Raw genomic sequence first — 24,619 nt, 5'->3', positions numbered from 1 at the left:
GCTCCTGCGTAGGCTCGGGTCATGACCGATCCGAAGCCCCTCGCCTTCCCCGCCGACACCGCCGGATGGCTCGCGTTCGCCGCCGAGCGCCCGGACGCCCGCATCGCCCGCGTCCGCGAGGTCGACTCGCAGCTGATCGCGGGGCGTGAGCTGTCGCCCCTGGCCCGTCTGCAGCTGTGGAACGAGGCGTCGATCGCGATCGCCGAGGCGGCGTCCGAGGCATCCCTGCTGAGCGAGTCGCACCCCGATGCCGACGTCCGCGTTGCCGCCGAGGCCCGGGTGCAGGCCATCGACGCCCTGCTTTCCGAGCGGGCGCTCGACCCCGCTCTCTTCGCCGTCTTCGACGGCCTCGCGACCGACGGGCTGGATGCCGCCGCCCGCCGCCTGCTCGCTCACATCCAGCGCGACTTCCGCCGCGGCGGCGTCGACCGCGACGAGGCGACACGCGAACGGCTGCGGGCGCTGGCCGAGCGTGACACCGAGCTCTCGCTGACCTTCTCGCGCAACATCCGCGACGGCCGGCGCGAGCTGAAGCTCCCCGCCGACGCGCTGGAGGGGCTGCCGCAGGACTTCATCGACGCTCACCCGGTCGACGACGAGGGCCTCATCACCCTCACGACCGAGTACACCGACCTCATGCCGGTGCGCGAGTTCGCGGTGCGCCGGTCGACGCGCACGGCACTGCTGTCGGTCTACAACGACCTCGCCTGGCCCGACAACGACCCCGTGCTCGCCGAACTGCTCGCCGTGCGCGCCGAGCGCGCGGAGCTGCTGGGCTACGGCGACTGGGCCGACTACGAGACCGAAACGCGCATGATCGGCTCGAGCGCGGCGATCCGGTCGTTCCTCGACGACATCGACGCGGCGACGCGCGAGGCCGCCGCCGCTGAGTACGACCGGCTGCTCGCGCGGCTGCGCGTCGACGAGCCGGATGCCGAGGCGGTCACCGCGGCCGACCTCTGGTACCTCCTCAGCGCGCTGAAGCGCGAGGACTACGCCGTCGACGCGCAGGCAGTGCGCGCCTACTTCGCGTTCGACAACGTCCTGGCGGGCGTGCTCGATGTCACGGCGCGACTGCTCGACGTCGCCTACGTCCCCGTCGACGCGGGTGCCTGGCACGACGACGTCCGCAGCTACGACGTCGTCCGCGGCGAGCGCCGGCTCGGTCGGATCCACCTCGATCTTCACCCGCGCGAGGGAAAGTACAACCACGCCGCGTGCTTCAACCTCGCGCCCGGCATCGCGGGCCGCTCGCTTCCCGAGGGCGTACTGCTCTGCAACTTCTCGCGGGGACTCCTCGAGCACGACCAGGTCGTGACGTTCTTCCACGAGTTCGGGCACCTCGTCCACGGCATCCTCGGCGGCGCCGACGCCGTCTGGGCCGACTTCAGCGGCATCGAGACGGAGTGGGACTTCGTCGAGGCGCCGAGCCAGCTGCTCGAGGAGTGGGCGTGGGATGCCGGCGTGCTGGCGACGTTCGCGCGCAACGCCGACGGCGAGCCGATCCCGGCCGACCTCGTCGAGCGGATGCGGGTGGCCGACGCTTTCGGTCGCGCCCTCGAGGTGACCCGCCAGCTCGGGCACGCCAACGTCTCGTACGGCCTGCACGTCGAGCGGCCGAGCGACCTGCAGGCGGCCGTCGAGGGCTGGTACCGCGCGTCGTCGCCGGTGCACCCGCTGCCGAACGGGCACACGTACGCGGGCTTCGGCCACCTCACCGGATACGGCGCCTGCTACTACACGTATCAGTGGAGCCTCGTCATCGCCCGCGACCTGCTCTCGGCGTTCGGCGACGAGCTCATGGACCCGGCCGTTGCGACCCGCTACCGCGAGCGCATCCTCGAGCCGGGTGGCAGCCGCGACGCGGCCGACCTCGTCGCCGACTTCCTCGGCCGCCCGTATTCGTTCGACGCCTACCGGGCCTGGCTCGCTGGCGCCTGAGCGGCGGCCTCCCCGGTGATCCGTCAGGTGGTGACAGCGCGGGCGTAGCGCGCGGCGAGGAACGCGAACGCGTCGGCGAGCTCGGGCGGACCGACGACCTCGAGCTCGGCGTCGAACCGCCCGAACGAGGCCGCGAGCGCGGTCCATGACCACGACCCGGCTTCGAGCCGACAGTGCCCGTCGTCGAGCGCGGTGACCGTGCCATCGCCCGCGAACGGCGCGACCGCGGATGCCGGCAGGTGCAGCACGACGGAGCCGCGGCAGGGCCATGCGGCCGAGTCCGACCCGCGGAAGCGTGCCGACACGAACGCGTCGACGTCGCCGCCGGGCACGCCGCGGCGCGTGAACGGGGCGCCGGCCGGAAGCCGCGGACGGACCCGGTCCGCCCGGTACAGGCGCCAGTCGTCGCGGTCGAGGTCCCACGCGACGAGATACCAGCGGCCGCCCGACGCCACGAGATGATGCGGCTCCGCGCGTCGGGTCGGCGCGGACCCCACGGCATCCGCATCGCCCGCCTCGCCGTAGTCGAACCGCACCGTGACACCGTCGCGGATCGCGTTCGCCAGCGTCGACAGAACCTCGAGCGAGACGTCCGCGGCGGCGGCATCCCCCGGGCGGCCCACGACGGTCGGAGCCAGGGCGTCGAGGCGATGCCGGAGTCGCGAGGGCATGACCTGCCGGATCGTGGCGAGCGCGCGTGCCGCGGCCTCTCCGATGCCCGCGCCCAGGGCGGGAGCGGTTCGCAGGGCGAGGGTCACCGCGACGGTCTGGTCCTCGTCGAACAGGAGGGGCGGCAGCTCGCTGCCGGCCTCGAGCCGGTACCCGCCGTCGAGGCCGGTCGTCGCCTGGATGCGGTATCCCATCTCGCGCAGTCGCTCGACGTCACGTCGCACCGTGCGATCGCTCACCCCCAGCCGCGAGGCGAGCACTCCGCCCGGCCAGTCGCGGCGGGCCTGCAGGAGCGACAGCAGGGTCAGCAACCGGGAGGTCGTCGTCATCGCCCCACCGTATCCGCCCTTGCGGACAGAAACTGACCGGAAGGGCTGTCAGGGTGAGGGCGTCGAGCCGATCGGGCCGGCCCTTTCCTCAGGAGCAGCGATGACCATCCACACCACCCCTCACCTCAACTTCCGCGGCGACGCCCGTCGGGCACTCGAGTTCTACGGCGCCGCCTTCGACGGACACGTCTCGATCACGACGTACGCCGAGGTCGGCATGCCCGCAGACCTCCCCGGCGCGGATGCCGTCGTCTTCGGACTCGTCGCCGGGAGCACCGGCTTCCGTGTGATGGCGTACGACATCCCGGGAAGCACAGAGGGATCGATCGCCGGCGGCGGTGCGACGCGCCGTCAGGACAACGCCACCATCACCGATCAGGCGTTCTTCGTCTCGGTCGGTTCCGAAAGCCTCGACGAGCTCCGCGGCCCGTGGGACGCGCTCGCCGCCGATGCCGTCATCGTCGAGCCCCTCGCCGCGTCGGCGTGGAGCGCGGGCTTCGGCATGCTCACCGACCGGTTCGGCGTCACGTGGAGCTTCAGCGTCACCGCCGCCTGAGCGCACGAGAGCCGCGGCCGGTTCGACCCCGCCGCGGCTCTTGTCGTGCGTCGCGTGGATGCCCGCCGACGCGGGAGGTGGTCAGTCGGTCGTCAGGCGCGCGAGCTCGGCGACGAACGCGTCGACGTCGGATGCCGAGGTGTCGAACGAGCACATCCACCGCACCTCGCGGCGTGCCTCATCCTCCCCACCGACACTCGAAGCATCGCTGGCGCGATCCTCCGAGCCTCCGTCGGCGGGGCCCCAATCGTAGAAACGGAACGACTCGCGCAGCCGGTCGGCGACGCCCTCGGGCAGCACCGCGAAGACACCGTTGGCCTGCGTCGGCTGCGTGAACTCCACGCCCCGCACCGAGCCGTCGGCGATGCCCGCCTCGACCGCCGAGCGCAGGCGCTGCGCCATCCCGTTCGCGTGCTCGGCGTTGCGGCGCCACAGGTCGTTCTCGAGCAGCGCGACGAGCTGGGCCGAGACGAAGCGCATCTTCGACGACAGCTGCATGTTGAGCTTGCGCAGGTAGGTGAGCCCCTCGGATGCCGCGGGGTCGAGCACGACGATCGCCTCGCCGAGCATCGCGCCGTTCTTCGTGCCGCCGAAGCTCAGCACGTCGACACCGACATCGCGCGTGATGGCGCGCAGCGGCAGGCCGAGGGCAGCGGCGGCGTTGGCGATGCGCGCGCCGTCCATGTGCAGCCGCATCCCGCGCTCGTGCACGTGGTCGGCGATCGTGCGCAGCTCGTCGGGCGTGTAGAGCGTGCCGAGCTCGGTCGACTGGGTGATCGACACGACGAGCGGCTGCGCGCGGTGCTCGTCGCCCCAGCCCCAGGCCTCGCGGTCGATGAGCTCGGGGGTGAGCTTGCCGTCATCGGTGGGGACGTTGAGGATCTTGATGCCGCCGACTCGCTCGGGGGCACCGCCCTCGTCGACGTTGATGTGCGCGGTCGACGCGGCGATCACCGCGCCCCAGCGCGGCAGCATCGACTGCAGCGCCGTGACGTTGGCGCCCGTGCCGTTGAAGACCGGAAAGGCCTCGGCGCCCGCGCCGAAGTGCTCGCCGACGAGGTCCTGCAGCCGGGCGGTGTACACATCCGAGCCGTAGGCGGTCTGGTGGCCGTCGTTGGCGGCGGTGATCGCCGCGAGGACCTCCGGGTGGATGCCGGAGTAGTTGTCGGACGCGAAGCCGCGCACCGAGGTGTCGTGCAGGGAGGTCATGACCTCATCCTTTCAGCCTCGGGCGCGGCCTCGGGCCCGTGTGCGGGTCAGCCGCGGATGCCGCGCGTGGACGCGATCACGTCGCGCATCTTCTTCTCGAGCGCCTCGTAGAACATCGACAGCGGGAACTCGTCGTCCAGCACCGCATCGGTGTAGCCCTTCGGCGGACCCGCGAGGACGTCGTCGGGGAGGCCGCGCGCCCACACCGACGCCGGGTGCGGTTCGAGCACCGAGCGCACGAGGTCGTATGCCGCCAGCCAGTGCGCGGTCTTCGGGCGGTCGATCGATTCCCAGTACAGGCGGTCGATCGCGTCGCCGAGGGCGACCACGGCATCCGGCACCTCGCCCCATTCGAAGGCGAGCGCGGTGTCGGTCCAGTGCAGCACGCCCCGGCGGTGCAGCCACGCGAACAGCAGCTGGCCGCCGAGTCCGTCGTAGTTGCGCACGCGCGTGCCGGTGATCGCGAACCGGAAGATCCGGTCGAAGATCACGGCGTACTGCACGAGCCGCGAAAGACGCAGCAGCTCGGCATCGACCGGGTCGAGATCCGCCTCGGTGCTCAGCCGCCGGTCGAGCGCGACGCACTCGCGGAACGCCGTCAGATCGCACCGCAGCTCTTCGAGGGAGTACAGGAAGAACGGCATCCGCTGCTTGATCATGAACGGATCGAACGGCAGATCGCCGCGCATGTGCGTGCGGTCGTGGATGAGGTCCCACATCACGAACGCCCGCTCGGTGAGCGCCTGGTCGTCGAGCATCTCGGCCGCCTCGGCGGGCAGGTCGAGCTTCGTGATCTCCGATGCGGCGCGCACGACCCGGCGGTAGCGGGCTGCCTCGCGGTCCTGGAAGATCGCCCCCCACGTGAACGGCGGAATCTCGCGCATCGCGACGGTCTCGGGGAACAGCACCGCCGAGTCGGTGTCGTAGCCGGCCGTGAAGTCGAGCAGTCGCAGCGAGACGAAGAGCCGGTTCGGATACATCGTCTCGAGGCGCGCGATCTCCTCCGGCCAGATCGCCTCGACGAGCAGCGCCTCGACGTGCCGGTCGCGCGAGCCGTTCTGCGTGTACATCGGGAACACGACGAGGTGGCGGATGCCGTCGACGCGGTGGAGCTGCGGCTGGAACGCCACAAGCGAGTCGAGGAAATCGGGCACGCCGAATGCCCCCTCCGTCGAAGCGGCGCCGTCCGGTTGATCGGAGGCGGCCCATCTGTTGAAGTCCCGGATCGACGCGGTGAGATAGTCCGCGTCGTGCGGGAACCGCGGCGCGAGGCGGCCGATCGCGGCGGTGATCGCCGCGACGTGGCGCCGCGCCGTCTCATGGTCCCCGGGGTCGGGCACCGAGCCGTCGGCGGCCTGCAGCTGCTGCAGTGCCGTCGCAGCGTCGCGCAGCGAGATCCAGGCGGGGTCGTGCTCGACGCCGTCGGCGAGCGCGATGCTCAGGGCGTCGACCGCGCCGCCGTCCTCGACGACCTCGGGCTCGCCGATGATCGTCTTCGTGGCACCGGGGGTGGGGTGCGTCTGAGCGATGGACATGGGGAACCTCCGATCTACGAGGTACGGCTCCCGCGCGGGAGCGGTGGTCAGGTTGGCGTCAGCCTAACCGGGCGCCGGGTTTTCGGCGACGGTAGTGGCGGTGCACCGTGCCGATACACCCGTCGGGCGGGTGGGGCTGGTGTCGTCTCGGCGGCGCCGCGACGCGACAGCAGCCCCAGCCGTCCGACGAATGCATCGGTCACCGCGAGCTTGACCTCAACTGAGCTTGAGGTTTTACCGTTCGAACCATGACCATGACTGAACCCGACTCCTTCACCGAACGGCTGCCGGCCGCTCTGCTCGACCGCCTCGCGCGGGTGACCGGCGACGAGAAGCACAGTGCCGCCGCGCATTCGACCCTCGATGCGCTGTGGGTGCTGCACGACCGCGTACTCCGCCCCGAGGGCGGTGACCGCTTTCTGCTGTCGAAGGGGCACGGCCCAGCCTCGTACTACGCCGTGCTGGCCACGCGCGGCCTGATGCCCGACCGCTGGCTCGACGATCTCGCGGGCGTCGATTCGCCCCTCGGTCACCACCCCGACCGTCTGCTCATCCCCGCCGTCGAGATCTCGTCCGGGTCGCTCGGGCACGGACTGCCGATCGCCGTGGGCCTCGCCCGCGGCCTCGACATCACCGGCACTCCCGGCCGCGTGTTCGTCCTGATCGGCGACGCCGAGCTCGACGAGGGCAGCAACCACGAGGCGATCGCCGTCGCAGGCCGCCTCGCCCTCGCCCGGCTGCACGCCATCGTCATCGACAACTCCTCCGCGTCGCTCGGATGGCCCGGCGGGATCGCACGCCGGTTCGCGCTGGAGGGATGGGATGCCGCCGAGGCCGACTCGCACGATCACGCTGCGCTCGCCGCAGCTCTCGAGACGCGCGGCGCGGCGCCCCGTGTCACCGTCGTCCGTACCGCTGCGAAGGGATCCTGATGCGCGCCCGCTTCTCCACCGTCATGTCAGATCTGTTGGCCACCGACGACCGCGCGACACTCGTGCTCGCCGACATCGGCCCGCTCGATCTGGCCGCGGGAACCCCGGCCGCCGACCGTGTCGTCAACGTCGGGATCCGCGAGCAGGCGATGATCGGGGTCGCCGCCGGTCTCGCGCTCGCCGGACTGCGTCCTTTCGTCCACACTTACGCGCCGTTCCTCGTCGAGCGGCCCTTCGAGCAGATCAAGCTCGACCTGTCGCACCAGGATCTCGGGGCGGTGCTCGTATCGATCGGCGCGAGCTATGACGCGGCCGCCGCGGGGCGCACGCACCAGTGCCCCGGCGACATCGCCCTGTTGAGCACCCTGCCCGGATGGCGGCTGCACGCGCCGGGGCACCCGGATGAAGTCGAGGCGCTCGTCCGGAATGCGGCGACGACCGACGACCGCCAGTACATCCGGCTCTCGACGCAGGCGAACCGGGCGGCATTCCCGACGGACGGACGCATCCACCTCGTGCGCGAGGGCGCGGGCACGCTGGTCCTGGCCATCGGCCCGCTCCTCGACACGGCGCTCGAGGCGACGGCGGGCGACGGGTTCGCGGTCGCATACACCGCGACGCCCGTGCCGCTCGATCGCGACGGTTTGCGCGCGCTGAGCTCCACCTTCGACCGGGTGGCCGTGCTCGAACCCTTCCTCGAGGGGACGACCGCCGCCGCGGTCGGTGCGGCGCTCGGCGGCAGCGGCATCCTCGTCGAGCACATCGGGGTCGGCGTCGGTGAACAGCGCCGATACGGCACCCCGGCCGACCATGCGCGGCTGCACGGCCTCGACGCGCCGGGGATCAGGCGACGCCTCGACCTGCTCTCATGACGGAGCGGCTGCGTCGTCGTCGAGCGCGTGCCGGAGCGCGGGCGCGACGCGGCGCGGTCCGCTGCCCTCGGCGCCGAGCGCGTCGCCGGGGTTGAGCAGGTCGCACGACCGCATCGAGAGGCAGCCGCAGCCGATGCATCCCACGAGTTCGCGCTCGAGCGATTCGATCGCCGCGCGCCGTTCCTCGAGACGCACCTTCCACGCCCGCGAGACCCGCTTCCAGTCCTCGCTGCTGGGCTCGGCCTCTGCGGGCAGCGACGCGAAAGCCTCGGCGACCTCGGCGAGCGGGATGCCGAGTCGCTTGGCCACGAGGATGAGCGAGATGCGGCGCAGCATGTGGCGACTGAACCGCCGCTGATTACCCGCAGAACGGGTCGACGTGATGAGTCCGTGCCGCTCGTAGAAGTGCAGCGCGGAGACGGACACACCGGTGCGCGCGCTCACCTCACCGATGGTCAGGAGATCGTTGGACCGCATCACGCCTGCGACTCTACGACGCACCGATACATCCGTCGGGTCGGTGGGGCTGCTGTGGCCTCGGGCCGTCTCGCACGCCTCATCAGCACCGCGGGTCCGACGGTTGTATCGCGGTCAGCCCTGACCGTCGGGGTCGGGCGGGACTGTCAAGCCGTCGCCGTCGCTGCCTCCGCGGCGTTAGCGTCACTCCATGCCCACTGATCGCCACGCCGAATCCGAATCCGCAGCCGGCGCGCCCGCAGCAGACGCCTCCACCTCCGACGGGCGCGGCGTGCTGGTGATCACGAACTCCCGAGCGGGCACGTCGGTGGTCCGGCCCGATCCGCTGCCCGAGATCCGGCGGCGGCTGTCCGAGGCGCGGATCGAGAGCCTGGGCGAGTCGTCGATGGACGACATCGTCGCGTCGGCCATGTCGGCCGCCGATGCGCCGACGGTGCTCGCGGTGCTCGGTGGTGACGGCTCGGTCTCGCGTGCCGCGCACCTCGCGCGTCGTCACGACCTGACGCTGCTCGTGCTGCCGGGCGGCACCTTCAACCACTTCGCGCGGGCCGCCGGCGTGGACACCGTCGAGGCGGCGCTCGATGCGTACGACGCGGGCTCGGTGCGCAGCGTCGTCGTCGCCGAGGCGGTCATCGACGACGGCGATCCCGTGACCGTGCTCAATGCCGTGTCGCTCGGCGCCTATCCCGAGATGCTCGCCGAGCGCGAGAAGCGCACGAGCCTCGGCAAATGGTGGGGTGGCGCGATCGCGGCGTGGCGCGAGATGCACGGAGCCCACCGCATCACGATCGTGCGCGACGGCCGCCGGGCCGTCGTCTGGTCGGTATTCGCGGGTATCGGACGGGGAGACCCCCGCCGCATCGCGATGATGCGTCGAGCGAGCCTCGACGAGCCTGAGCTCGACGTCCGTCTCCACCATGCCCGCGGCACGCGGCTGCGGGCGGTGACCTCCTTGGCCTTCGGCCGGCGCACGCTCGCGGTGATGCGCGCGCTGCGGCTCATGCCGCCGGCATCCGACCTCGAGCGAGCCGTCGTCTCCGAGATCGAGCTGACCGTCCGGCCCGGCGAGGCGACGCCGGTGCTCGCGCACGACGGCGAGCTGGCCGAGACTCCCACCGGCGACTACCGGCTGCGGCTCCGCGCGATCCCGGACGGCCTGCGCGTCTACGCGCGCTGAGCTCGTCGCGCTCGCCGCCGGATACATCGCGAGAGGGATGCCGCGCCTGTGGCGCTCGCGTACCGTCATAGCGTGCTCCGTCCGCTCCGCCGCTACCAGCTGTACGTCGACGTCGCCGTAGCGGTCGCCTTCGCGGCGATCATGCTGCTCGTGACCTGGGTCGCCGTCGTCGGCACGGGCATCCCCGACGATCCGCTCTCCTCGCTCGTCGCGATGCTCCTGGTCGTCCCGTTCGGTGCCGCGGTCGCGCTGCGCCGGCTCTCGCCGCCGATCGCGCTCGCGCTGGCCTGGGTGGGCGCGGTCCTCCAGATGCTGGCGCAGCTGCCACCGCTGCCGGTCGACATCGCCATCTTCGCGGTGCTCTACACGTGTGCGGCGTACGGCACGAACCGGGTCTTCTGGCTCGGGTTCGCCTCCTCGATCGGGGGCGCCCTGGCCATCACCGTGTACCTGCTCATCCCCTCGGCGAGATACTCCATCGCCGTGTCGGGGGGCGAGTTGATGTACTTCCTCGTCATGGGCACGATGCTGTTCGTCGCGGCGGTGTTCGGCTTGCTCCTGGCGTGGACCGTGGGCGCTCTGGTCCGCGTCGGTCTGCGCGCGCGCGACAACGCCGAGGCGCAGCGGAAGGCCGAGGAGCGGGCGACGGCCGAGTTCGAACGCAATCGCATCGCGCGAGACATGCACGACGTCGTCGCCCATTCGCTCGCGGTCGTCATCGCTCAGGCGGACGGCGCACGCTACGCCGCCGCGGCCGACCCCACGGCCGCGGCGGAATCGCTGAAGACGATCTCGTCGACGGCGCGCTCCGCCCTCGCCGACGTGCGGATGCTGCTCACCCAGCTCCGCCACAGCGAGGGCGAGGGGCCGCAGCCGACCGTCGCGGACCTCGAGGTGCTGTACGCGCAGGTGCGCGCCGCCGGTCTCGACCTGCGCGTCGACGTCGACCCCGCCCCTCCGGGCGAGCCGCCCGCGGCCGTGCAGATCGCGGTGTACCGCATCCTGCAGGAGGCCCTGACGAACGCGATGCGCCACGGCGCGGGCGGTACCGTGGACGTGTCCCTGTCCTGGCTGCCCGATCGCGTGGAGGTGCGTGTGAGCAATCCGCTCTCGCCGGTGAACGAGTCCACCGGCCCGGTGCGCACGGGCGGACACGGTCTCATCGGCATGCGCGAGCGCGCCCAGCTGATCGGCGGCAGCATCGAGGTGGGCCCGACGGGCGGCGCGTTCGTCGTCGCGGCGAGTCTGCCCATCGGCGGCCCCGCGTGAGCGCCATCCGGGTCGTCCTCGTCGACGACCAGGCGCTCTTCCGCGCCGGCATCCGCATGGTCGTCGCCTCGCAGCCCGACCTCGAGGTCGTCGGCGAGGCGTCCGACGGCGCCGAGGCCATCGGCGTCGTGCGGGCGACGCGCCCCGACGTCGTCCTGATGGACATCCGGATGCCGGTCATGGACGGGCTCACCGCCACGGCGCAGCTGCTCGACGACCCGGTCTTCGACGGCGCTCCGCCGCGCATCGTGATGCTGACGACCTTCGACCTCGACGAGGCAGCGGCGCGGGCGATCCGGCAGGGAGCGAGCGGCTTCCTGCTGAAGGATGCCGACCCCGAGTTCCTCCTCGCCGCGATCCGCACGGTGCACTCCGGCTCGTCGGTCATCGCGGCTTCCGCGACGCGCGAGCTGTTCGCGACGTTCGCGGCCCCCGAGCAGAAGCCCGTGCCGCCTGCGTTCGCGGAGCTGACCGATCGCGAGCGCGAGATCTTCGGTCTGGCCGCGCGCGGCCTCTCGAACGCCGAGATCGCCCAGCGGGAGTTCCTCTCGGAAGCCACGGTGAAGACCCACATCAGCCGCATCCTCGCCAAGCTCGCCCTGCGGGATCGCGTGCAGCTTGTCGTCTTCGCCTTCGAGCACGGGCTCGCCTGACGTCGCGCTGCGGATGAGGGATCATCCGCGAGATGTACAGGCCCGCGACGAGGGACCGATGCCGGGTGCCCGGCCCGGTTCGTAGCGTCGGAGACATGCAGATCTCGACCACCGACCTCGGCCTCGCCGCCCGGGTCCAGAACCTCTCCAAGACCTACGGAGCCGGCGAATCGGGCGTACGCGCCCTCGACGGCGTCTCGGTCGGCATCCGTCGTGGCGAGTTCACCGCCATCATGGGCCCCTCGGGCTCGGGGAAGTCGACCCTCATGCACATCATGGCCGGGCTCGACGCGCCGACCTCGGGTCGCGCGTGGATCGGCGACACCGAGATCTCGGGTCTGTCGGACCTCGACCTCACGATCCTGCGGCGCCGCCGCGTCGGCTTCGTCTTCCAGTCGTTCAACCTCGTTCCCACCCTCGATGTCATCGGCAACATCACCCTCCCGTTCGAGCTCGACGGGCGGTCGCCCTCGGCGCTCGAACGTTCGCGCATCGACGGACTGGTCGACTCGCTCGGCCTCGGGGCGCGGCTGCGGCACCGTCCGCACGAGCTGTCGGGCGGCCAGCAGCAGCGCGTCGCGATCGCCCGCGCTCTCGCGACGGCGCCCGACCTCGTCTTCGCCGACGAGCCGACGGGGAACCTCGATTCGCGATCGGGGCGCGAGGTGCTCGCCCTCCTCGCCACCGCGAGCCGCGAGCACGGTCAGTCCATTGCGATGGTCACCCACGACCCCGTGGCCGCCTCGCACGCCGACCGGGTGATCTTCCTCGGCGACGGCCGCATCGTCGCCGACAAGCCCCGCCAGAGCGCCGAGCAGATCTCGGCCCACATGCTCGCCGCAGAGGTGTCGGCATGACCGCCGTGACGGCGCCGTCCGCGGCATCCTCATCGGCGCGCACACGACCCGGGTCGGGCCCGTCCGCCGCGGCGTCCGGGCGCTGGGCGTGGTTGCGCGAGCGGGGGATGGGCGCCTCAGTGCTCGTCGCGGCGATCTCGGGCGGGTTCGGCGTGCTGCTGGTCGCGGTGACGGGACTGATCGGCGCGTGGCTCATGGCCGATCCCTTCCTCTCGGGCGGTGAGACCGTCGTGATCGTCGTCGCGATCCTCAGCGTGCTGCTGGTCGCCGTCGCGATGTACGTCGCCGCGATCGTGACGGCCAACACCTTCGCCACGATCGTGGCGGGGCGCACCCGCCAGATCGCCTTGATGCGCCTCATCGGCGCGTCGGCGCGATCGCAGCGGTCGCACATCGCGCGGCAGGGCCTCGTCGTCGGCGCGATCGGCGCCGTGATCGGGCTCGTCGGCGGAACCGCGGGCGCTCTGGGCCTCCAGGAGATCGCCGCGCGAGCGTGGGGCCTGAACGTCGACTACAACGTCGTGCAGCCCGTGCTGCTGGCGCCGGCTCTCATCGTGGCGCTGACGACGTGGATCGCCGCGTGGTCGGGGTCGCGTCGCGTGCTCGAGGTCACGCCGCTCGCCGCGCTGGCAGGATCCGCGCCGCGCACGGCCGAGGAGGCTGCCGGGCGCACGCGTCGTCGCGTCACCGCGGTGTCGCTGTTCGGCGTCGGGGCGGTGCTGCTCGCGCTCGGCATCCTCGCCGGCTTCGTCACCCCCCTCGGCGTGGTCGTCGCGTTCTTCGGCGGGCTCGCCTCGTTCACCGGGCTGAGCCTCGGCGCCACGCTCGTCATGCCGCCGCTGCTCCGCCTGACGGGCCGGCTCTTCGGCCGCTCGGCCTCGGCCCGGCTCGCGGCCGAGAACGCGCTGCGCTATCCCGAGCGGTCGAGCCGCATGGCGATCGGCGTCGTCATGGGCGTCACGCTCGTCACGATGTTCGCCGTCGCCAGCGAGTCGGTCAAGGGCGTCATGGCGGCGTCGGGCGGCGGCGAGGTGTCGGGCGACATGGCCCGTCTGCTCGACACGTTCAGCGCGGTCATGATGGCGCTCGTCGGGGTCTCTGCCGTGATCGCGGCCGTCGGCCTCGTCAACCTGCTCACGATCGGCGTCGTGCAGCGCACCCGCGAGCTCGGGTTGCTGCGCGCGCTCGGCCTGACCGGACGTCAGATCCGCTCGATGGTCCTGTTCGAGGCGGCGCACATCACGATCACCTCGGTCGTGTTCGGCCTGCTCCTCGGCATCGCCTACGGCTGGGCGGCCGCGCAGTCACTGCTGGGCTCGGTGCGGGTTCCGCCGCTGTGGCTCGCCCCGACCTTCGTGCTGCCGGGCATCCCGTGGCTCACCGTCGCCGGGGTCGTCGTCGCCACCGCCGTGCTGACGCTCGTCGCCGCCGTCGTCCCGACCCGCCTCGCGACCCGGGTCTCGCCGGTGGAGGCGCTCGCCGAGTGACGCGGCTGCGTCGTCGGCCGGTCCGGCTCGTCCCTCATTCGCGGACGAGCCGGACCTCGCTGATGCTCTCGCCCCAGCTGGTGTCGTCCTTCTCGGCGCCGTCGGGGCGGAACCCGTTCCGGGCGTAGAACGCGCGGGCGCGCGGGTTGTCGGCGAGGACCCACAGCGACGCGGACTCGTCGCCGAGCGCGGCGTCCAGCAGCGCCTGCCCCGCGCCGGTGCCGTGATGGGCGGCGAGCACGTAGATCGCGTACAGCTCGACAGGCGCGACGGGAGGGTCGTCGCGGGACGACCCGCTGACCGCGAAGCCCACGATCGACCCGCCCGTCACCGCGACCCACGTCCGGCCGAGGTCGTGCGTGCGCTCGGTGTGGTTCGGCCTCGCGGCACCCGACGACTCCCGCTCGTCGAGACGCTGCTCGTGCCCGAGCAGCTCGCGCCGCACGCGCGTGAGACGGTCGAGATCGAGCCGGTCGAGGATGCTCTGCGGCATCCGTCCGGTGTAGGCCTCATGCCAGCCGCGGACGTGCACGCGCGCGATCGCCGCGGCGTCTGCGGGCACCGCCCGCCGCACGGCGACCGCGGTCACGACGCGGTCACGATGCGGGCGCGGAATCGTCTTCAGGGTCGTAGGCCCAGGTCGGCGCAACCTGCCGCAGGCGCGTCGACCGCCACTGCCACGTCGCCCAGAGCATCGGCCACAGCGCCGGCGCGGCGAGGCCTCCGATGACCAGGCGCTCGCGCCAGAGCGTGCGGGTGGGGTCGCCGGGTGCGGGCGACACCGCCATCTGGTGGTCCCAGACGTCGAGCACCGAGAGGGGCCCGGTCAGCGGGATGCCGCTGTCGCGCAGGATCCGCACCGTCGACGCGTCCGTCGCGCCGGGCCGCCGCTCTTCGACCGCGCGGTCCGACACATGGATCAGCTGCCGGCCGACCGGCACGCCGAGAGCCGACAGCTGCACCGGTACGTCGGCGCCCGGCTCGAGCGAGGTCGGCATGCCCTCGGCGGCGAGAGGCGCGAGCCCCATGAGCGGTGCGTAGAGCTCCGCGAGTGCGCGGGGGGAGTGCAGGGCACGCCAGGCGGCGTCGGCGTCGCAGTCGAGCACGAGCTTCTGGAGGATGCGCATGAGCCCAGTCTGCCCCGTCGTAGGCTGATCGGATGCCGTCGCCCGCCGCATCCTCGCCGTTCGACCAGTCCCGGTATCAGGTTCGTTTCGACTGGGGGGTCGCCGGCCTTCGCCGGGTGGCGCCCGCCGATGTCGTCGTCGTGGTCGATGTGCTGCGCTTCTCGTCGACCGTCTCCGCCCGGGTGGCCGCGGGGGATACCGTCGCGCTGGATGAGGCCGCGCTTGCGGTCTCGCGCAACGGTGCGGCCATCGCCGGCGCGGCATCCGACTCGGTGGTTCTGCTCGGCTGCCTGCGCAACGCCGACGCCGTGGCCGCCGCCGTGCTCGCGGAGCAGCAGCGGCGCGGAGCCCGTACGAGCATCGCGGTGATCGCGGCCGGTGAGCTCGCCGGCCCGGAGGGCGAGACGGAGCTCCGGTTCGCGGTGGAGGATCTGCTCGGCGCGGGTGCCGTCGTCGACGCGCTCTCGCGGCTCGGGATCGACCACACCTCACCCGAGGCGGCTGCGGCGTGCGAGTCGTTCCGCGGGTTGGGCGGCGCGGTGCGTCACCTGCTGACGGCGAGCGGCTCGGGGCAAGAGCTGCTCGAGCGCGGGCTGCGCGACGACGCGCTCGCCGCCGCGCAGATCGGCGTCGACGAGGTCGCCCCGCTCCTCCGCGGCGGCGTCTTCACCGCCGCCTGACGCCAACTCCTCAGAATCCGCGAGGTTCGAGCCCGCAGCGGCCGGATCCGACGGCTCGGCGGCCGAGATTGAGGAGTTGGTGCAGCGGGTCAGCGCGGGGTCGCGGCGGCGCGACGGTCGGCCGAGGAGATCTCGCGGCGCACCCACCGGAAGAGGAAGCGCTCGTCGTACGACGACGCGCACATCCGGCACGACGCGGCGCGGGTCGGGCGCCGGTGACGGTAGGCCACGTGGCCGGCAGGGCAGTGGCCGACCCAGGGCGCCAGCTCGACGGCCGTCTCGCCGCGATGGGTCGTGCCGCCGACGTACCCGAGCTCGCGGGCCGTGCGCAGCCAGTCGCGACCGTGGCCGGCGGCCGGTCCGGCGATCGCATGGGCGACTTCGTGCAACAGGGTCTGGTGGTTCTCGTCGTCGTCGAACCGCGCCGCGAGGTATCGCGAGACGCTGATGCACCGGCGCGTGTCGTCGCACTGGCCCGCGCGGCGCTTGGCGTTGTCGAACCGGAACGTCCACGAGTCGTCGAGGTGCGCTGAGATCAGCGCCTCGGCCCAGACCCGGACCCGATCGAGATCACTCATACGGTCGACGCTACGCGCGGGGTGAGACAGCGGGACGCAGCGCTCAGCTGGCGACGATCGAACGCGAACGGCGCCGCTCGGCGGCATCGACGGCGAGCAGGGTCGACTCGAGCTGATCCTCGGGAGCGCCGCCCTCCTGGCGGAGGAAGAGCGCACGCTTGAAATCGGTGCGGGCGTCGGAGTACTCCTCGGCGTCGTACGACACCTTGCCGCGGTGCTGGTACGCGAACGCGGCGAGCAGCGGCCAGTTCTGGCCCTCCGCCTCTTCCGCGCACGTCGTCAGCTCCTGGATCGCCGCGGCGAAGGCACCGCGGTTCTGCAGGATCGTCGCGTGCAGCACCCGGGCGCGCAGCAGATCCTTGCGGGTTCCGGCCATGCGGGCCACCCGCACTGCCTGCTCCGCGACGACGAGTGCCTCATCGAGCCGGTCGAGCACCTTCAGCAGCCAGACGCGCTCGAGAAGCGCGGGCAGGCTGCGCTGCTCGCCGATCTCGGCGAGGCGCTCTGCGCACTGATCCGGGTCGACGATCTCCCGCAGCGTGTCCGGGTCGTACCCGAGGATGTAGCCCACCGTCATCCACCTCCGCGATTCGAGAACGGTGGATCCCAGTCTCGTCCAAAGCGGTGCAAGCACCCGCCCGCCGCGCCGGTCAGCGTTCGAACACGGATGCCGACGGCTTCGGCGACGGGGTCGCGTCGGCATCGGTCGCGACCCGCGCCCCGCGGGCGAACTCGTCGATCTCGGCGCCCTGCGCGACCTTGGCCGGGAACGGTCCGGCGGCCATCAGGCGCGGCAGCCACTCCGACGGCAGGGGCGAGGCCGATGCCGCGATCACGATGTTCCCGAATCGCCGTCCCTTCAGCAGCTGCACCTCGGCGAGCAGCAGCACCTCAGGGAGCACCTCGCGGACGGTGGCGACCTGTCGGCGGGCGAACGCGAGGCCGGCGCCGTCGGCGACGTTGACCAGGAGCACGCCGGTCGGGGCGAGCAGCCGCGCGAGCGAGCGGTAGTACTCCACCGTCGTCAGGTGAGCGGGCGTCTGCGCGCCCGCGAACACGTCGGAGACGACGAGGTCGGCGGCGCCGGTGAGGCCCGGGGGGAGCTTCTCGGCGACGGCGCGGGCATCGCCGATGCGTACGCGCACCTGCGCGCCCCGGGGGAGGGGAAGCGCCTCGCGCACGAGGTCGACGAGGGGCTGCTCGAGTTCGATCACCTGCTGACGCGATCCCGGCCGCGTGTGGGCGATGTACCGGGGGAGGGTCAGCGCGCCGGCGCCCAGATGGACGGCGGTGAGCGGCTGTCCCGGCATCCGCAGGCGGTCGATGACGGCCGCCATCCGGGCGATGTACTCGAAGTGCAGGTGCGTCGGATCGTCGAGGTCGACGTGCGACTGGGGGGTCCCGTCGACGTCGAGCTCGAAGCCGGACGTGAATGATGACGTCACGATGCGCGCGATCGTGCCGTCGGACAAGCGTGCCTGCGGACCGGACTCCTCGACGCGCGCTCGTGCCATTCCTCAACGCTATCGGCACGGGTCGGCATGCGCGCGAGCCGGTCTGCGCAGTCGAAACACGATCGAGACATCGATGTAATGACTTCGACCCTCCTGCCCGTATAGGTTCGGACCCAATTACCTCGGAGTGCGCCGCGGTGGGCCCGCTCCGGACCTCAGAAAGGGACACCCCCATGCTCTCCACTCCTCGCAAGCGCGCGCTCGCGGGACTGGCGGCGGTCGCCATCGGCGCCCTCGCCCTCTCGGCGTGCACCAGCCAGCGCGGAGGTGGCGGCGAGACGGATGCCGCGACCGACGTCGACGGCACCTTCGTCTTCGCCGCCTCCGCCGACCCCGCCAGCCTCGACCCGGCGTTCGCGCAGGACGGCGAGACCTTCCGCGTCTCCCGCCAGATCTTCGAAGGCCTCGTCGGCACCGAGCCCGGCACGGCCGACCCCGCGCCGCTGCTGGCCGAGAGCTGGGAGTCGTCCGACGACGGGCTGACGCACACCTTCCAGCTGAAGGAGGGCGTGACCTTCCACGACGGCACGCCCTTCAACGCCGAAGCGGTGTGCGCCAACTTCGACCGCTGGTACAACTGGACGGGCCTGGCGGCCAGCGAGGCGCTCTCGTACTACTACGGCAAGCTCTTCCGCGGCTACGTCGAGACCCCCGACACCGCCGTCTTCGAGTCGTGCAGCGCCGATTCCGACCTCGAGGCCACGATCCAGCTGAAGCAGCCCTTCGCCGGTTTCATCCCGGCGCTGTCGCTGCCCGCCTTCGCCATGCAGAGCCCCACGGCGCTCGAGGAGTACGGCGCCGACGAGATCGGCGGCACCGAAGAGGCCCCCTCGCTCTCGGAGTACGGCGCCGGGCACCCGACGGGCACCGGTCCGTACAAGTTCGACGAGTGGTCGCCGGGCGAGGAGCTCACGCTCTCGGCCTATGACGATTACTGGGGTGAGTCGGGCCAGGTGAACAAGATCATCTTCCGCGTCATCGACGACCCCACCGCCCGCCGCCAGGCCCTCGAGGCCGGATCGATCGACGGCTACGACCTCGTCGGCCCCGCCGACACCGCCGCGCTCGAAGAAGCCGGCTTCACGATGGTCTCGCGCCCGCCGTTCACGATCCTCTACCTCGCCTTCAACCAGGCGCAGCCCGAGCTGCAGGACGTGCGCGTCCGTGAGGCCCTGTCGCACGCGATCGACAAGGAGGCCCTGATCTCGCAGGTGCTCCCCGAGGGCACCGAGGTCGCGACGCAGTTCATGCCCGACACCGTCAACGGCTACAACCCCGACGTCACCACCTACGACTACGACCCCGAGAAGGCCAAGTCGCTCCTCGCCGAGGCCGGCTACACCGAGGCCAACCCGCTGACGCTGACCTTCAACTACCCGGTCAACGTCTCGCGCCCCTACATGCCGGACCCCGAGCAGATCGCGACGGTCATCTCGACGCAGCTGACCGACGTCGGCGTGCAGCTGACGCCGCAGACGGATGCCTGGAGCCCCGACTACCTCGACAAGATCACCGGCACCCCCGACCACGGCATCCATCTGCTGGGCTGGACGGGCGACTACAACGACACCGACAACTTCGTCGGCGTGTTCTTCGGTGCGCCCTCGGCCGAGTGGGGCTTCGACAACCCCGAGCTGTTCGCAGCGCTCAACTCCGCACGCGGCGTGCCGAACCTCGAGGAGCAGACCGCGCTCTACGAGCAGATCAACGAGCAGGTCGCCCAGTTCATCCCGGGCGTCCCGCTGGCCCACCCCGCCCCGACGCTCGCGTTCGATCCGCGCGTCGAGAGCTACCCGGCCAGCCCGGTCAACGACGAGGTGTTCACGGACATCGTCCTGACCGAGTGACGACGACCCGCTGATCCTCGCGGGGCGGGCCACCGCCTCGGGCGCGAGCCCGCCCCGCACTCCTCGACCGAAAGATTCCGCGTTGCTGCGAACCATCGGCCAACGGCTGCTTCTGCTGATCCCCACGCTCCTCGGGCTCAGCATCCTCCTCTTCCTCTGGGTCCGCGCCCTGCCCGGCGGCCCCGCCGTCGCCCTCCTCGGCGAGAAGGCGACCCCCGAGGCGATCGCCCGGATCAACGAGCTGTACGGCTTCAACCGGCCGATCCTCGAGCAGTACGCCACCTATATGGGGCGGTTGCTCACCGGCGACTTCGGGTCGTCGATCGAGACCGGGCGCCCCGTCGTCGAGGAGTTCCTCCGGCGCTTCCCGGCGACCGTCGAGCTCTCGATCGCCGCCCTGATCTTCGCCGTCGGAATCGGCATCCCGCTCGGGTACCTCGCCGCCCGCCACCACGGGAAGGTCAGCGATCACGTCGCTGTCGTGCTGAGCCTCGTCGGCGTCACGATCCCGGTGTTCTTCCTGGCGTTCATCCTCAAGTACGTCTTCGCCGTCCAGCTCGGCTGGCTGCCCTCGGACGGCCGCCAGGACCCGCGCATCGACGCGACCCACTACACGAACTTCTACGTGCTCGACGGTCTGCTCACCGGAGAGTTCGACGCCGCCTGGGATGCCGTCCTGCACCTCATCCTGCCGGCGCTCGCCCTCGGCACGATCCCGCTCGCGATCATCGTGCGCATCACCCGCGCCTCGGTGCTCGAGGTGCAGAACTCCGACTACGTGCGCACCGGCCGGGCCAAGGGCATCGCCCGCCGCACGCTCCGCGGCCGCTTCATCCTGCGCAACGCCATGCTGCCGGTCGCCACGACCGTCGGCCTGCAGGTCGGGCTGCTGCTGGCCGGGGCGATCCTGACCGAGACGGTGTTCGCGTTCCCCGGAATCGGCTCGTTCCTGGCCCGGGCCATCAGCGCCCGCGACTTCCCGGTGCTGCAGGGCTTCATCCTCTTCATCGCCGTCATCTACGCGCTCATCAACCTCATCGTCGATGTCTCGTACAGCCTGATCGATCCGAGAGTGAGGGTCTCATGAGCACCAACGCGCTCCCGCCCGCCCCCGGCGACGGACCCGCCACCGCCGTCGCCGAGCACGAGGTGCTCGAGGCCCGCACCGGCGGCGGGTTCTGGCACGACGTCTTCGCGCGCCTGCGCCGCAACCCGGTGGCCTGGATCGGCGCCGGCATCGTGCTGGTCTTCCTCCTCGTGGCGATCCTCGCACCCTGGCTCGCGCCCTACCCCGAGACGGCCCTCCCCGGCGCGCGCGAGGTCACCCCGACCCACATCCCCGGTCCCGGCGAGATCGCCGGCTTCCCGCTCGGCCTCGACCGCTTCGGCGGCGACGTGCTGTCGAAGCTCATCTGGGGTGCGCGGGCCTCGCTGCTCATCGGCGTCATCTCGACCGCGTTCGGTCTCGCCGGCGGCATGCTCCTGGGCCTGATCGCCGGCATGTTCGGGGGCTGGGTCGACACCGTCGTCATGCGGTTCGTCGACATCCTCCTGTCGGTCCCCAACCTGCTGCTCGCCGTCTCGATCGCGGCGATCCTCGGTCAGTCGCAGCTCGCGATCATGATCGCCATCGGAGCCTCGCAGGTGCCCATCTTCGCGCGCCTCCTGCGAGCGTCGATGCTGCAGCAGCGCAGTGCCGACTACATCCTGTCGGCGCAGACCCTCGGGCTCGGCCGCGGCAAGATCACGATGAGCCACGTGCTGCCCAACAGCCTCGGGCCCGTCATCGTCCAGGGGACGCTCACTCTCGCGACCGCCGTCATCGACGCCGCGGCGCTGTCGTTCCTCGGCCTCGGCGGCGGCGGAGCGGCGACCGCCGAGTGGGGCCGCATGCTCACCTACGCGCAGAACGAGCTCGCGATCGCCCCGTGGCTCGCGTTCCTCCCGGGCCTGTGCATCATGATCACCGCGCTCGGCTTCACGCTGCTCGGCGAATCGCTGCGCGAGGCCATGGACCCGCGCACCCGCGCCCGCTGACCCGGCCCGGGGTCGCGGCTCTGCGATACACCTGCAGGACCGGTGGGGCTGATGTCGCCTCACCGGTCTTCGCTGGCTGCACCAGCCCCAGCGGTCCGACGGCTGTATCGCCGCCGGGCGCGACGGGGAGCCCGCGGGGTGGCAGGAGGCGCCGGGTCAGGAGGCGATGTCGAGCTCGTTGCCCGGGATCGAGGAGAGCAGCCGCCGCGTGTACGGGTCGCGCGGGTTGGTGAAGATCTCCTCGCTCGACGCCGCCTCGACGAGCGCGCCGTCCTTCATGACGCAGACGTAGTCCGAGATCAGGCGCACCACGGCCAGGTCGTGGGAGATGAAGAGGTAGCTCAGTCCGTATTCGCCCTGCAGGTCGCGCAGCAGCGTGAGGATCTGATCCTGCACGAGCACGTCGAGGGCCGACACCGGCTCGTCGCAGACGATCAGCTCGGGGTTCAGCGCGAGGGCACGCGCGATAGCGACGCGCTGACGCTGGCCGCCCGAGAGCTCGGAGGGGTACCGGCGCAGCATCGTCTGCGGCAGGGCGACGTCGTCGAGCAGCTTCCGCACGCGGGTAGCGCGATCCTTCGCGGTGCCGCGCTTGTAGAACTCCAGCGGCTCGGCGACGATCCGCTCGATCGTGAACATGGGGTTCAGCGACGAGTACGGGTCTTGGAAGATGGGCTGCACCCTCTGCCGGAACTCGCGCAGCTGCGCACCCTTCAGCCCGGCGACGTCCTGCCCCTCGAAGCGGATCGTTCCCGACGTCGGCTCGATCACCTTCAGCAGCATCCGGGCCGTCGTCGTCTTGCCCGATCCGGATTCGCCCACGATCGCGACCGTCTCACCGCGCGGGATGGCGAGGGAGACGTCGCTCACGGCGGCGAAGTCGTCCTTGCGGCCGCGGATCTTGTACAGCTTCGTGAGGTTCTCGATCTCGACGATGTTGTCGCGCCGTGCCGCCGTCTCCGCAGGTGCGGCGGAGGCGGATGCCGCGCGGTCGGCGACGGCGGCCGGTGGCGGCGTCGCCCGGTAGGCCTCCGGGCGCAGGCGCACCGCCGCGACCGAGGGGGCCGCCTTGACCAGGGCCTGCGTGTAGGGCTGCTGCGGGTCCTCGAGGATCTGGCGGGCCGGACCTTGCTCGACGATCCGGCCGCGGTGCATGACGACGACGCGGGCGGCCCGCTCGGCGGCGAGGCCGAGGTCGTGGGTGATGAGCAGCACCGACGTGCCCAGCTCACCCGTCATCCGGCCGAGCTGATCGAGGATCGTCTTCTGCACCGTCACATCGAGGGCGCTCGTGGGCTCGTCGGCGATGAGCAGCCGCGGGTTGCACGCCAGCCCGATCGCGATGAGCGCGCGCTGCCGCATCCCGCCCGAGAACTCGTGCGGGTACTGCTTGGCGCGCTCGGCGGCATCCGGGAGGCCCGCGGCGGCGAGGGTCTCGACGACCTTGGCGTCGACGTCCTTCGAGGTGGCGAGGCCGTGCGCGAGCAGGGTCTCGGCGACCTGGGTGCCGATCTTCGACACGGGGTTGAGGTTCGACATGGGGTCCTGCGGCACGAGTCCGATCGACCCGCCGCGGATGCGGCGCAGCGTGCTCTCCGGTGCGCCTACGAGTTCTTCGCCGTCGAGGCGGATGCTGCCGCGCACGACGCGCCCGTTGCCGGGGAGGAGCCCGATCACGGCCATCGCCGTCGTCGACTTGCCCGAGCCCGATTCGCCGACGATCGCGACCGTCTCGCCCGCTGAGATCTCGAGGTCGACGCCTTCGACCGCGTGCACCGGGCCCTCGAGCGTGCGGAAGTCGACGGCCATGTCGCTCACCCGCAGCAGGGGAGTGGAGGAGTCTGCCATTGGCCCATCCTGCCTGCCCGCGGCGCCGAGCGCACCGTGTCGGGCCCACCCGTTACATCGACGTAACGCCGGCCCGTCGTGTCGCGTCGTGTCTCGGACCGGGTGTGCTCGCGCCGTGGACAGGCTGAGCCGCCCCGGGGTGCCGTTCGCGGGGCTGGTGAAGGTGTTCAGCCTGTCGACGGCACAGCCGGGTACGGCGGCGCGGGCTAGCGTTGGTCCATGGACCTCAACGCAGACCTGGGCGAGACGGTCGAGGGTGTCGCAACGGCGGACGACGCCGCGATGTTCGCCCTCGTGTCGAGCGCGTCGATCGCCTGCGGCGGGCATGCCGGCGACGCGGCGTCGATGCGGACAGCCGTGGCCGGAGCGGCTGCCGCCCGCGTCGCGGTCGGGGCCCACCCCTCCTATCTCGACCGGGCCGGGTTCGGGCGGGTGCGGGTCGCCGTCGAGCCTGACGTGCTGCGGCCGCAGGTCGTCGCGCAACTGCGTGCGCTCGCCGCGGCGGGCGGCGACATCCGCTACGTCAAGCCGCACGGGGCGCTGTATCACGCCGCGACCGAGGATGCCGCGACCGCGCGAGCCGTCGCCGCTGCGGTGGCAGACCTGTCGGCCGAGCTCGGCCGGCCGGTCCCGGTGCTGGGTCTCGGTGGTGCGATCGCGTCGGCAGCGTCTGATGCCGGCCTGCCGTTCCACCGCGAGGCCTTCCTCGACCGCGGCTATCGCGCCGACGGCTCGCTGGTCCCGCGCGGGGCTCCCGGCGCCCTGCTCGACGACCCGGGCCTCGTCGCCGAGCGCGCCCTGCGCCTCGCGTCCGAGGGGGTCGTGGTCGCGGTCTCGGGCGAGACGGTGCACACCGACGCGACATCGCTCTGCGTGCACGGCGATTCCCCCGGTGCCGTCGCGATGGCTCGCGCGGTGCGGTCGGCGCTCGATGCCGCGGGGATCGAGGTGCGCTCGCCGTGGTGACCGTCAGGCCCGCTTCGCCGGCAGGATCGCGCAGACGGGGTCGCCGTGGGCGTGCCGAA

General features: G+C 71.9%; 24 protein-coding genes. 14 read left to right on the top strand and 10 right to left on the bottom strand.

The window, feature by feature from the left end; genetic code table 11:
• Positions 1-21: 21 nt before the first annotated feature.
• A complete protein-coding gene (locus tag VC184_RS14195) occupies positions 22-1,941 on the top strand; it encodes a M3 family metallopeptidase (protein WP_282501573.1) in 1,920 nt (639 codons plus the stop codon).
• A 23-nt stretch (positions 1,942-1,964) separates the two neighbouring features.
• Here the strand turns inward: VC184_RS14195 and VC184_RS14190 are convergent, their stop codons facing one another.
• The gene (locus VC184_RS14190) at positions 1,965-2,939 is read right to left on the bottom strand and encodes a helix-turn-helix transcriptional regulator (protein WP_282501572.1); all 975 of its coding nucleotides are present in this window, start codon (positions 2,937-2,939) and stop codon (positions 1,965-1,967) included.
• 100 nt (positions 2,940-3,039) lie between these two features.
• Between VC184_RS14190 and VC184_RS14185 the strand changes: the two genes are divergently transcribed.
• On the top strand, positions 3,040-3,495 hold the full coding sequence (locus tag VC184_RS14185) for a VOC family protein (RefSeq protein ID WP_282501571.1): 456 nt from the start codon (positions 3,040-3,042) through the stop codon (positions 3,493-3,495).
• A gap of 81 nt (positions 3,496-3,576) precedes the next feature.
• Here the strand turns inward: VC184_RS14185 and VC184_RS14180 are convergent, their stop codons facing one another.
• Positions 3,577-4,704 carry a threonine aldolase family protein gene (locus VC184_RS14180; protein ID WP_323986688.1) on the bottom strand — a complete coding sequence of 376 codons (1,128 nt, stop codon included), beginning with the start codon at positions 4,702-4,704 and terminating at the stop codon, positions 3,577-3,579.
• Between the two features lie 47 nt (positions 4,705-4,751).
• Positions 4,752-6,239 (bottom strand): DUF6421 family protein, encoded by a 1,488-nt coding sequence (locus tag VC184_RS14175; protein ID WP_282501569.1) that lies wholly within the window; start codon positions 6,237-6,239, stop codon positions 4,752-4,754.
• 248 nt (positions 6,240-6,487) lie between these two features.
• On the opposite strand from VC184_RS14175, the gene VC184_RS14170 reads away from it, so the two are divergent.
• Together VC184_RS14170 and VC184_RS14165 are read left to right on the top strand one after the other, a co-directional pair.
• A complete protein-coding gene (locus VC184_RS14170) occupies positions 6,488-7,171 on the top strand; it encodes a thiamine pyrophosphate-dependent enzyme (RefSeq protein WP_323986686.1) in 684 nt (227 codons plus the stop codon).
• Entirely contained in the window at positions 7,171-8,043 is an 873-nt protein-coding gene (locus tag VC184_RS14165; protein WP_323986684.1) for a transketolase family protein, read from the top strand. The genes VC184_RS14170 and VC184_RS14165 overlap by 1 nt, the downstream gene beginning before the upstream one ends.
• Here VC184_RS14165 and soxR read toward each other — a convergent pair.
• A complete protein-coding gene (soxR, locus tag VC184_RS14160; RefSeq protein WP_114588822.1) occupies positions 8,038-8,520 on the bottom strand; it encodes a redox-sensitive transcriptional activator SoxR in 483 nt (160 codons plus the stop codon). The genes VC184_RS14165 and soxR overlap by 6 nt on opposite strands.
• A 190-nt stretch (positions 8,521-8,710) precedes the next feature.
• On the opposite strand from soxR, the gene VC184_RS14155 reads away from it, so the two are divergent.
• The 5 genes from VC184_RS14155 (at position 8,711) to VC184_RS14135 (ending at position 13,963) form a co-directional block, all read left to right on the top strand.
• Positions 8,711-9,697: a diacylglycerol/lipid kinase family protein gene (locus tag VC184_RS14155; protein ID WP_274179239.1), complete on the top strand. Its 987-nt coding sequence runs from the start codon at positions 8,711-8,713 to the stop codon at positions 9,695-9,697.
• A 72-nt stretch (positions 9,698-9,769) separates the two neighbouring features.
• Entirely contained in the window at positions 9,770-10,966 is a 1,197-nt protein-coding gene (locus VC184_RS14150; protein WP_274179238.1) for a histidine kinase, read from the top strand.
• On the top strand, positions 10,963-11,619 hold the full coding sequence (locus tag VC184_RS14145) for a response regulator (RefSeq protein WP_112617765.1): 657 nt from the start codon (positions 10,963-10,965) through the stop codon (positions 11,617-11,619). The genes VC184_RS14150 and VC184_RS14145 overlap by 4 nt, the downstream gene beginning before the upstream one ends.
• 95 nt (positions 11,620-11,714) lie before the next feature.
• The gene (locus tag VC184_RS14140; protein WP_114588824.1) at positions 11,715-12,476 is read left to right on the top strand and encodes an ABC transporter ATP-binding protein; all 762 of its coding nucleotides are present in this window, start codon (positions 11,715-11,717) and stop codon (positions 12,474-12,476) included.
• Positions 12,473-13,963, top strand: a complete 1,491-nt coding sequence (locus VC184_RS14135) for an ABC transporter permease (RefSeq protein WP_112617767.1) — start codon at positions 12,473-12,475, stop codon at positions 13,961-13,963. Before VC184_RS14140 ends, VC184_RS14135 begins: the two co-directional genes overlap by 4 nt.
• Positions 13,964-13,997: 34 nt before the next feature.
• Here VC184_RS14135 and VC184_RS14130 read toward each other — a convergent pair whose 3' ends face one another.
• Together VC184_RS14130 and VC184_RS14125 are read right to left on the bottom strand one after the other, a co-directional pair.
• Entirely contained in the window at positions 13,998-14,552 is a 555-nt protein-coding gene (locus VC184_RS14130) for a GNAT family N-acetyltransferase (RefSeq protein WP_282501567.1), read from the bottom strand.
• Positions 14,553-14,559: 7 nt separating this feature from the next.
• Positions 14,560-15,090: a hypothetical protein gene (locus VC184_RS14125; RefSeq protein ID WP_112617768.1), complete on the bottom strand. Its 531-nt coding sequence runs from the start codon at positions 15,088-15,090 to the stop codon at positions 14,560-14,562.
• A 32-nt stretch (positions 15,091-15,122) separates the two neighbouring features.
• On the opposite strand from VC184_RS14125, the gene VC184_RS14120 reads away from it, so the two are divergent.
• Positions 15,123-15,770, top strand: a complete 648-nt coding sequence (locus VC184_RS14120) for a 2-phosphosulfolactate phosphatase (protein ID WP_282501566.1) — start codon at positions 15,123-15,125, stop codon at positions 15,768-15,770.
• 89 nt (positions 15,771-15,859) lie between these two features.
• Here the strand turns inward: VC184_RS14120 and VC184_RS14115 are convergent, their stop codons facing one another.
• The 3 genes from VC184_RS14115 to VC184_RS14105 form a co-directional block, all read right to left on the bottom strand.
• Positions 15,860-16,348 carry a SprT-like domain-containing protein gene (locus VC184_RS14115; RefSeq protein ID WP_323986681.1) on the bottom strand — a complete coding sequence of 163 codons (489 nt, stop codon included), beginning with the start codon at positions 16,346-16,348 and terminating at the stop codon, positions 15,860-15,862.
• A 43-nt stretch (positions 16,349-16,391) separates the two neighbouring features.
• Complete coding sequence (locus VC184_RS14110) at positions 16,392-16,919, bottom strand: hypothetical protein (RefSeq protein ID WP_112617925.1); 528 nt, start codon at positions 16,917-16,919, stop codon at positions 16,392-16,394.
• 79 nt (positions 16,920-16,998) lie between these two features.
• Positions 16,999-17,862 (bottom strand): spermidine synthase, encoded by an 864-nt coding sequence (locus tag VC184_RS14105; RefSeq protein WP_114588825.1) that lies wholly within the window; start codon positions 17,860-17,862, stop codon positions 16,999-17,001.
• A gap of 173 nt (positions 17,863-18,035) precedes the next feature.
• Here VC184_RS14105 and VC184_RS14100 point away from each other — a divergent pair, with 173 nt between their 5' ends.
• The 3 genes from VC184_RS14100 (at position 18,036) to VC184_RS14090 (ending at position 21,746) form a co-directional block, all read left to right on the top strand.
• The gene (locus VC184_RS14100) at positions 18,036-19,709 is read left to right on the top strand and encodes an ABC transporter substrate-binding protein (protein ID WP_112617772.1); all 1,674 of its coding nucleotides are present in this window, start codon (positions 18,036-18,038) and stop codon (positions 19,707-19,709) included.
• Between the two features lie 82 nt (positions 19,710-19,791).
• On the top strand, positions 19,792-20,796 hold the full coding sequence (locus VC184_RS14095) for an ABC transporter permease (protein ID WP_112617773.1): 1,005 nt from the start codon (positions 19,792-19,794) through the stop codon (positions 20,794-20,796).
• Positions 20,793-21,746: an ABC transporter permease gene (locus tag VC184_RS14090; RefSeq protein ID WP_112617774.1), complete on the top strand. Its 954-nt coding sequence runs from the start codon at positions 20,793-20,795 to the stop codon at positions 21,744-21,746. Before VC184_RS14095 ends, VC184_RS14090 begins: the two co-directional genes overlap by 4 nt.
• A 156-nt stretch (positions 21,747-21,902) precedes the next feature.
• Here VC184_RS14090 and VC184_RS14085 read toward each other — a convergent pair whose 3' ends face one another.
• Entirely contained in the window at positions 21,903-23,594 is a 1,692-nt protein-coding gene (locus tag VC184_RS14085; protein ID WP_323986679.1) for an ABC transporter ATP-binding protein, read from the bottom strand.
• A 219-nt stretch (positions 23,595-23,813) separates the two neighbouring features.
• Here VC184_RS14085 and pxpA point away from each other — a divergent pair, with 219 nt between their 5' ends.
• On the top strand, positions 23,814-24,560 hold the full coding sequence (gene pxpA / locus VC184_RS14080) for a 5-oxoprolinase subunit PxpA (RefSeq protein WP_282501563.1): 747 nt from the start codon (positions 23,814-23,816) through the stop codon (positions 24,558-24,560).
• The last annotated feature ends 59 nt before the right edge of the window (positions 24,561-24,619 follow it).

Source organism: Microbacterium plantarum, assembly GCF_035231185.1.
Taxonomy (GTDB): domain Bacteria; phylum Actinomycetota; class Actinomycetes; order Actinomycetales; family Microbacteriaceae; genus Microbacterium; species Microbacterium plantarum.
The sequence above is the reverse complement of the archived record's forward strand: the minus strand, read 5'-3'. Positions and strand labels throughout refer to the sequence as shown.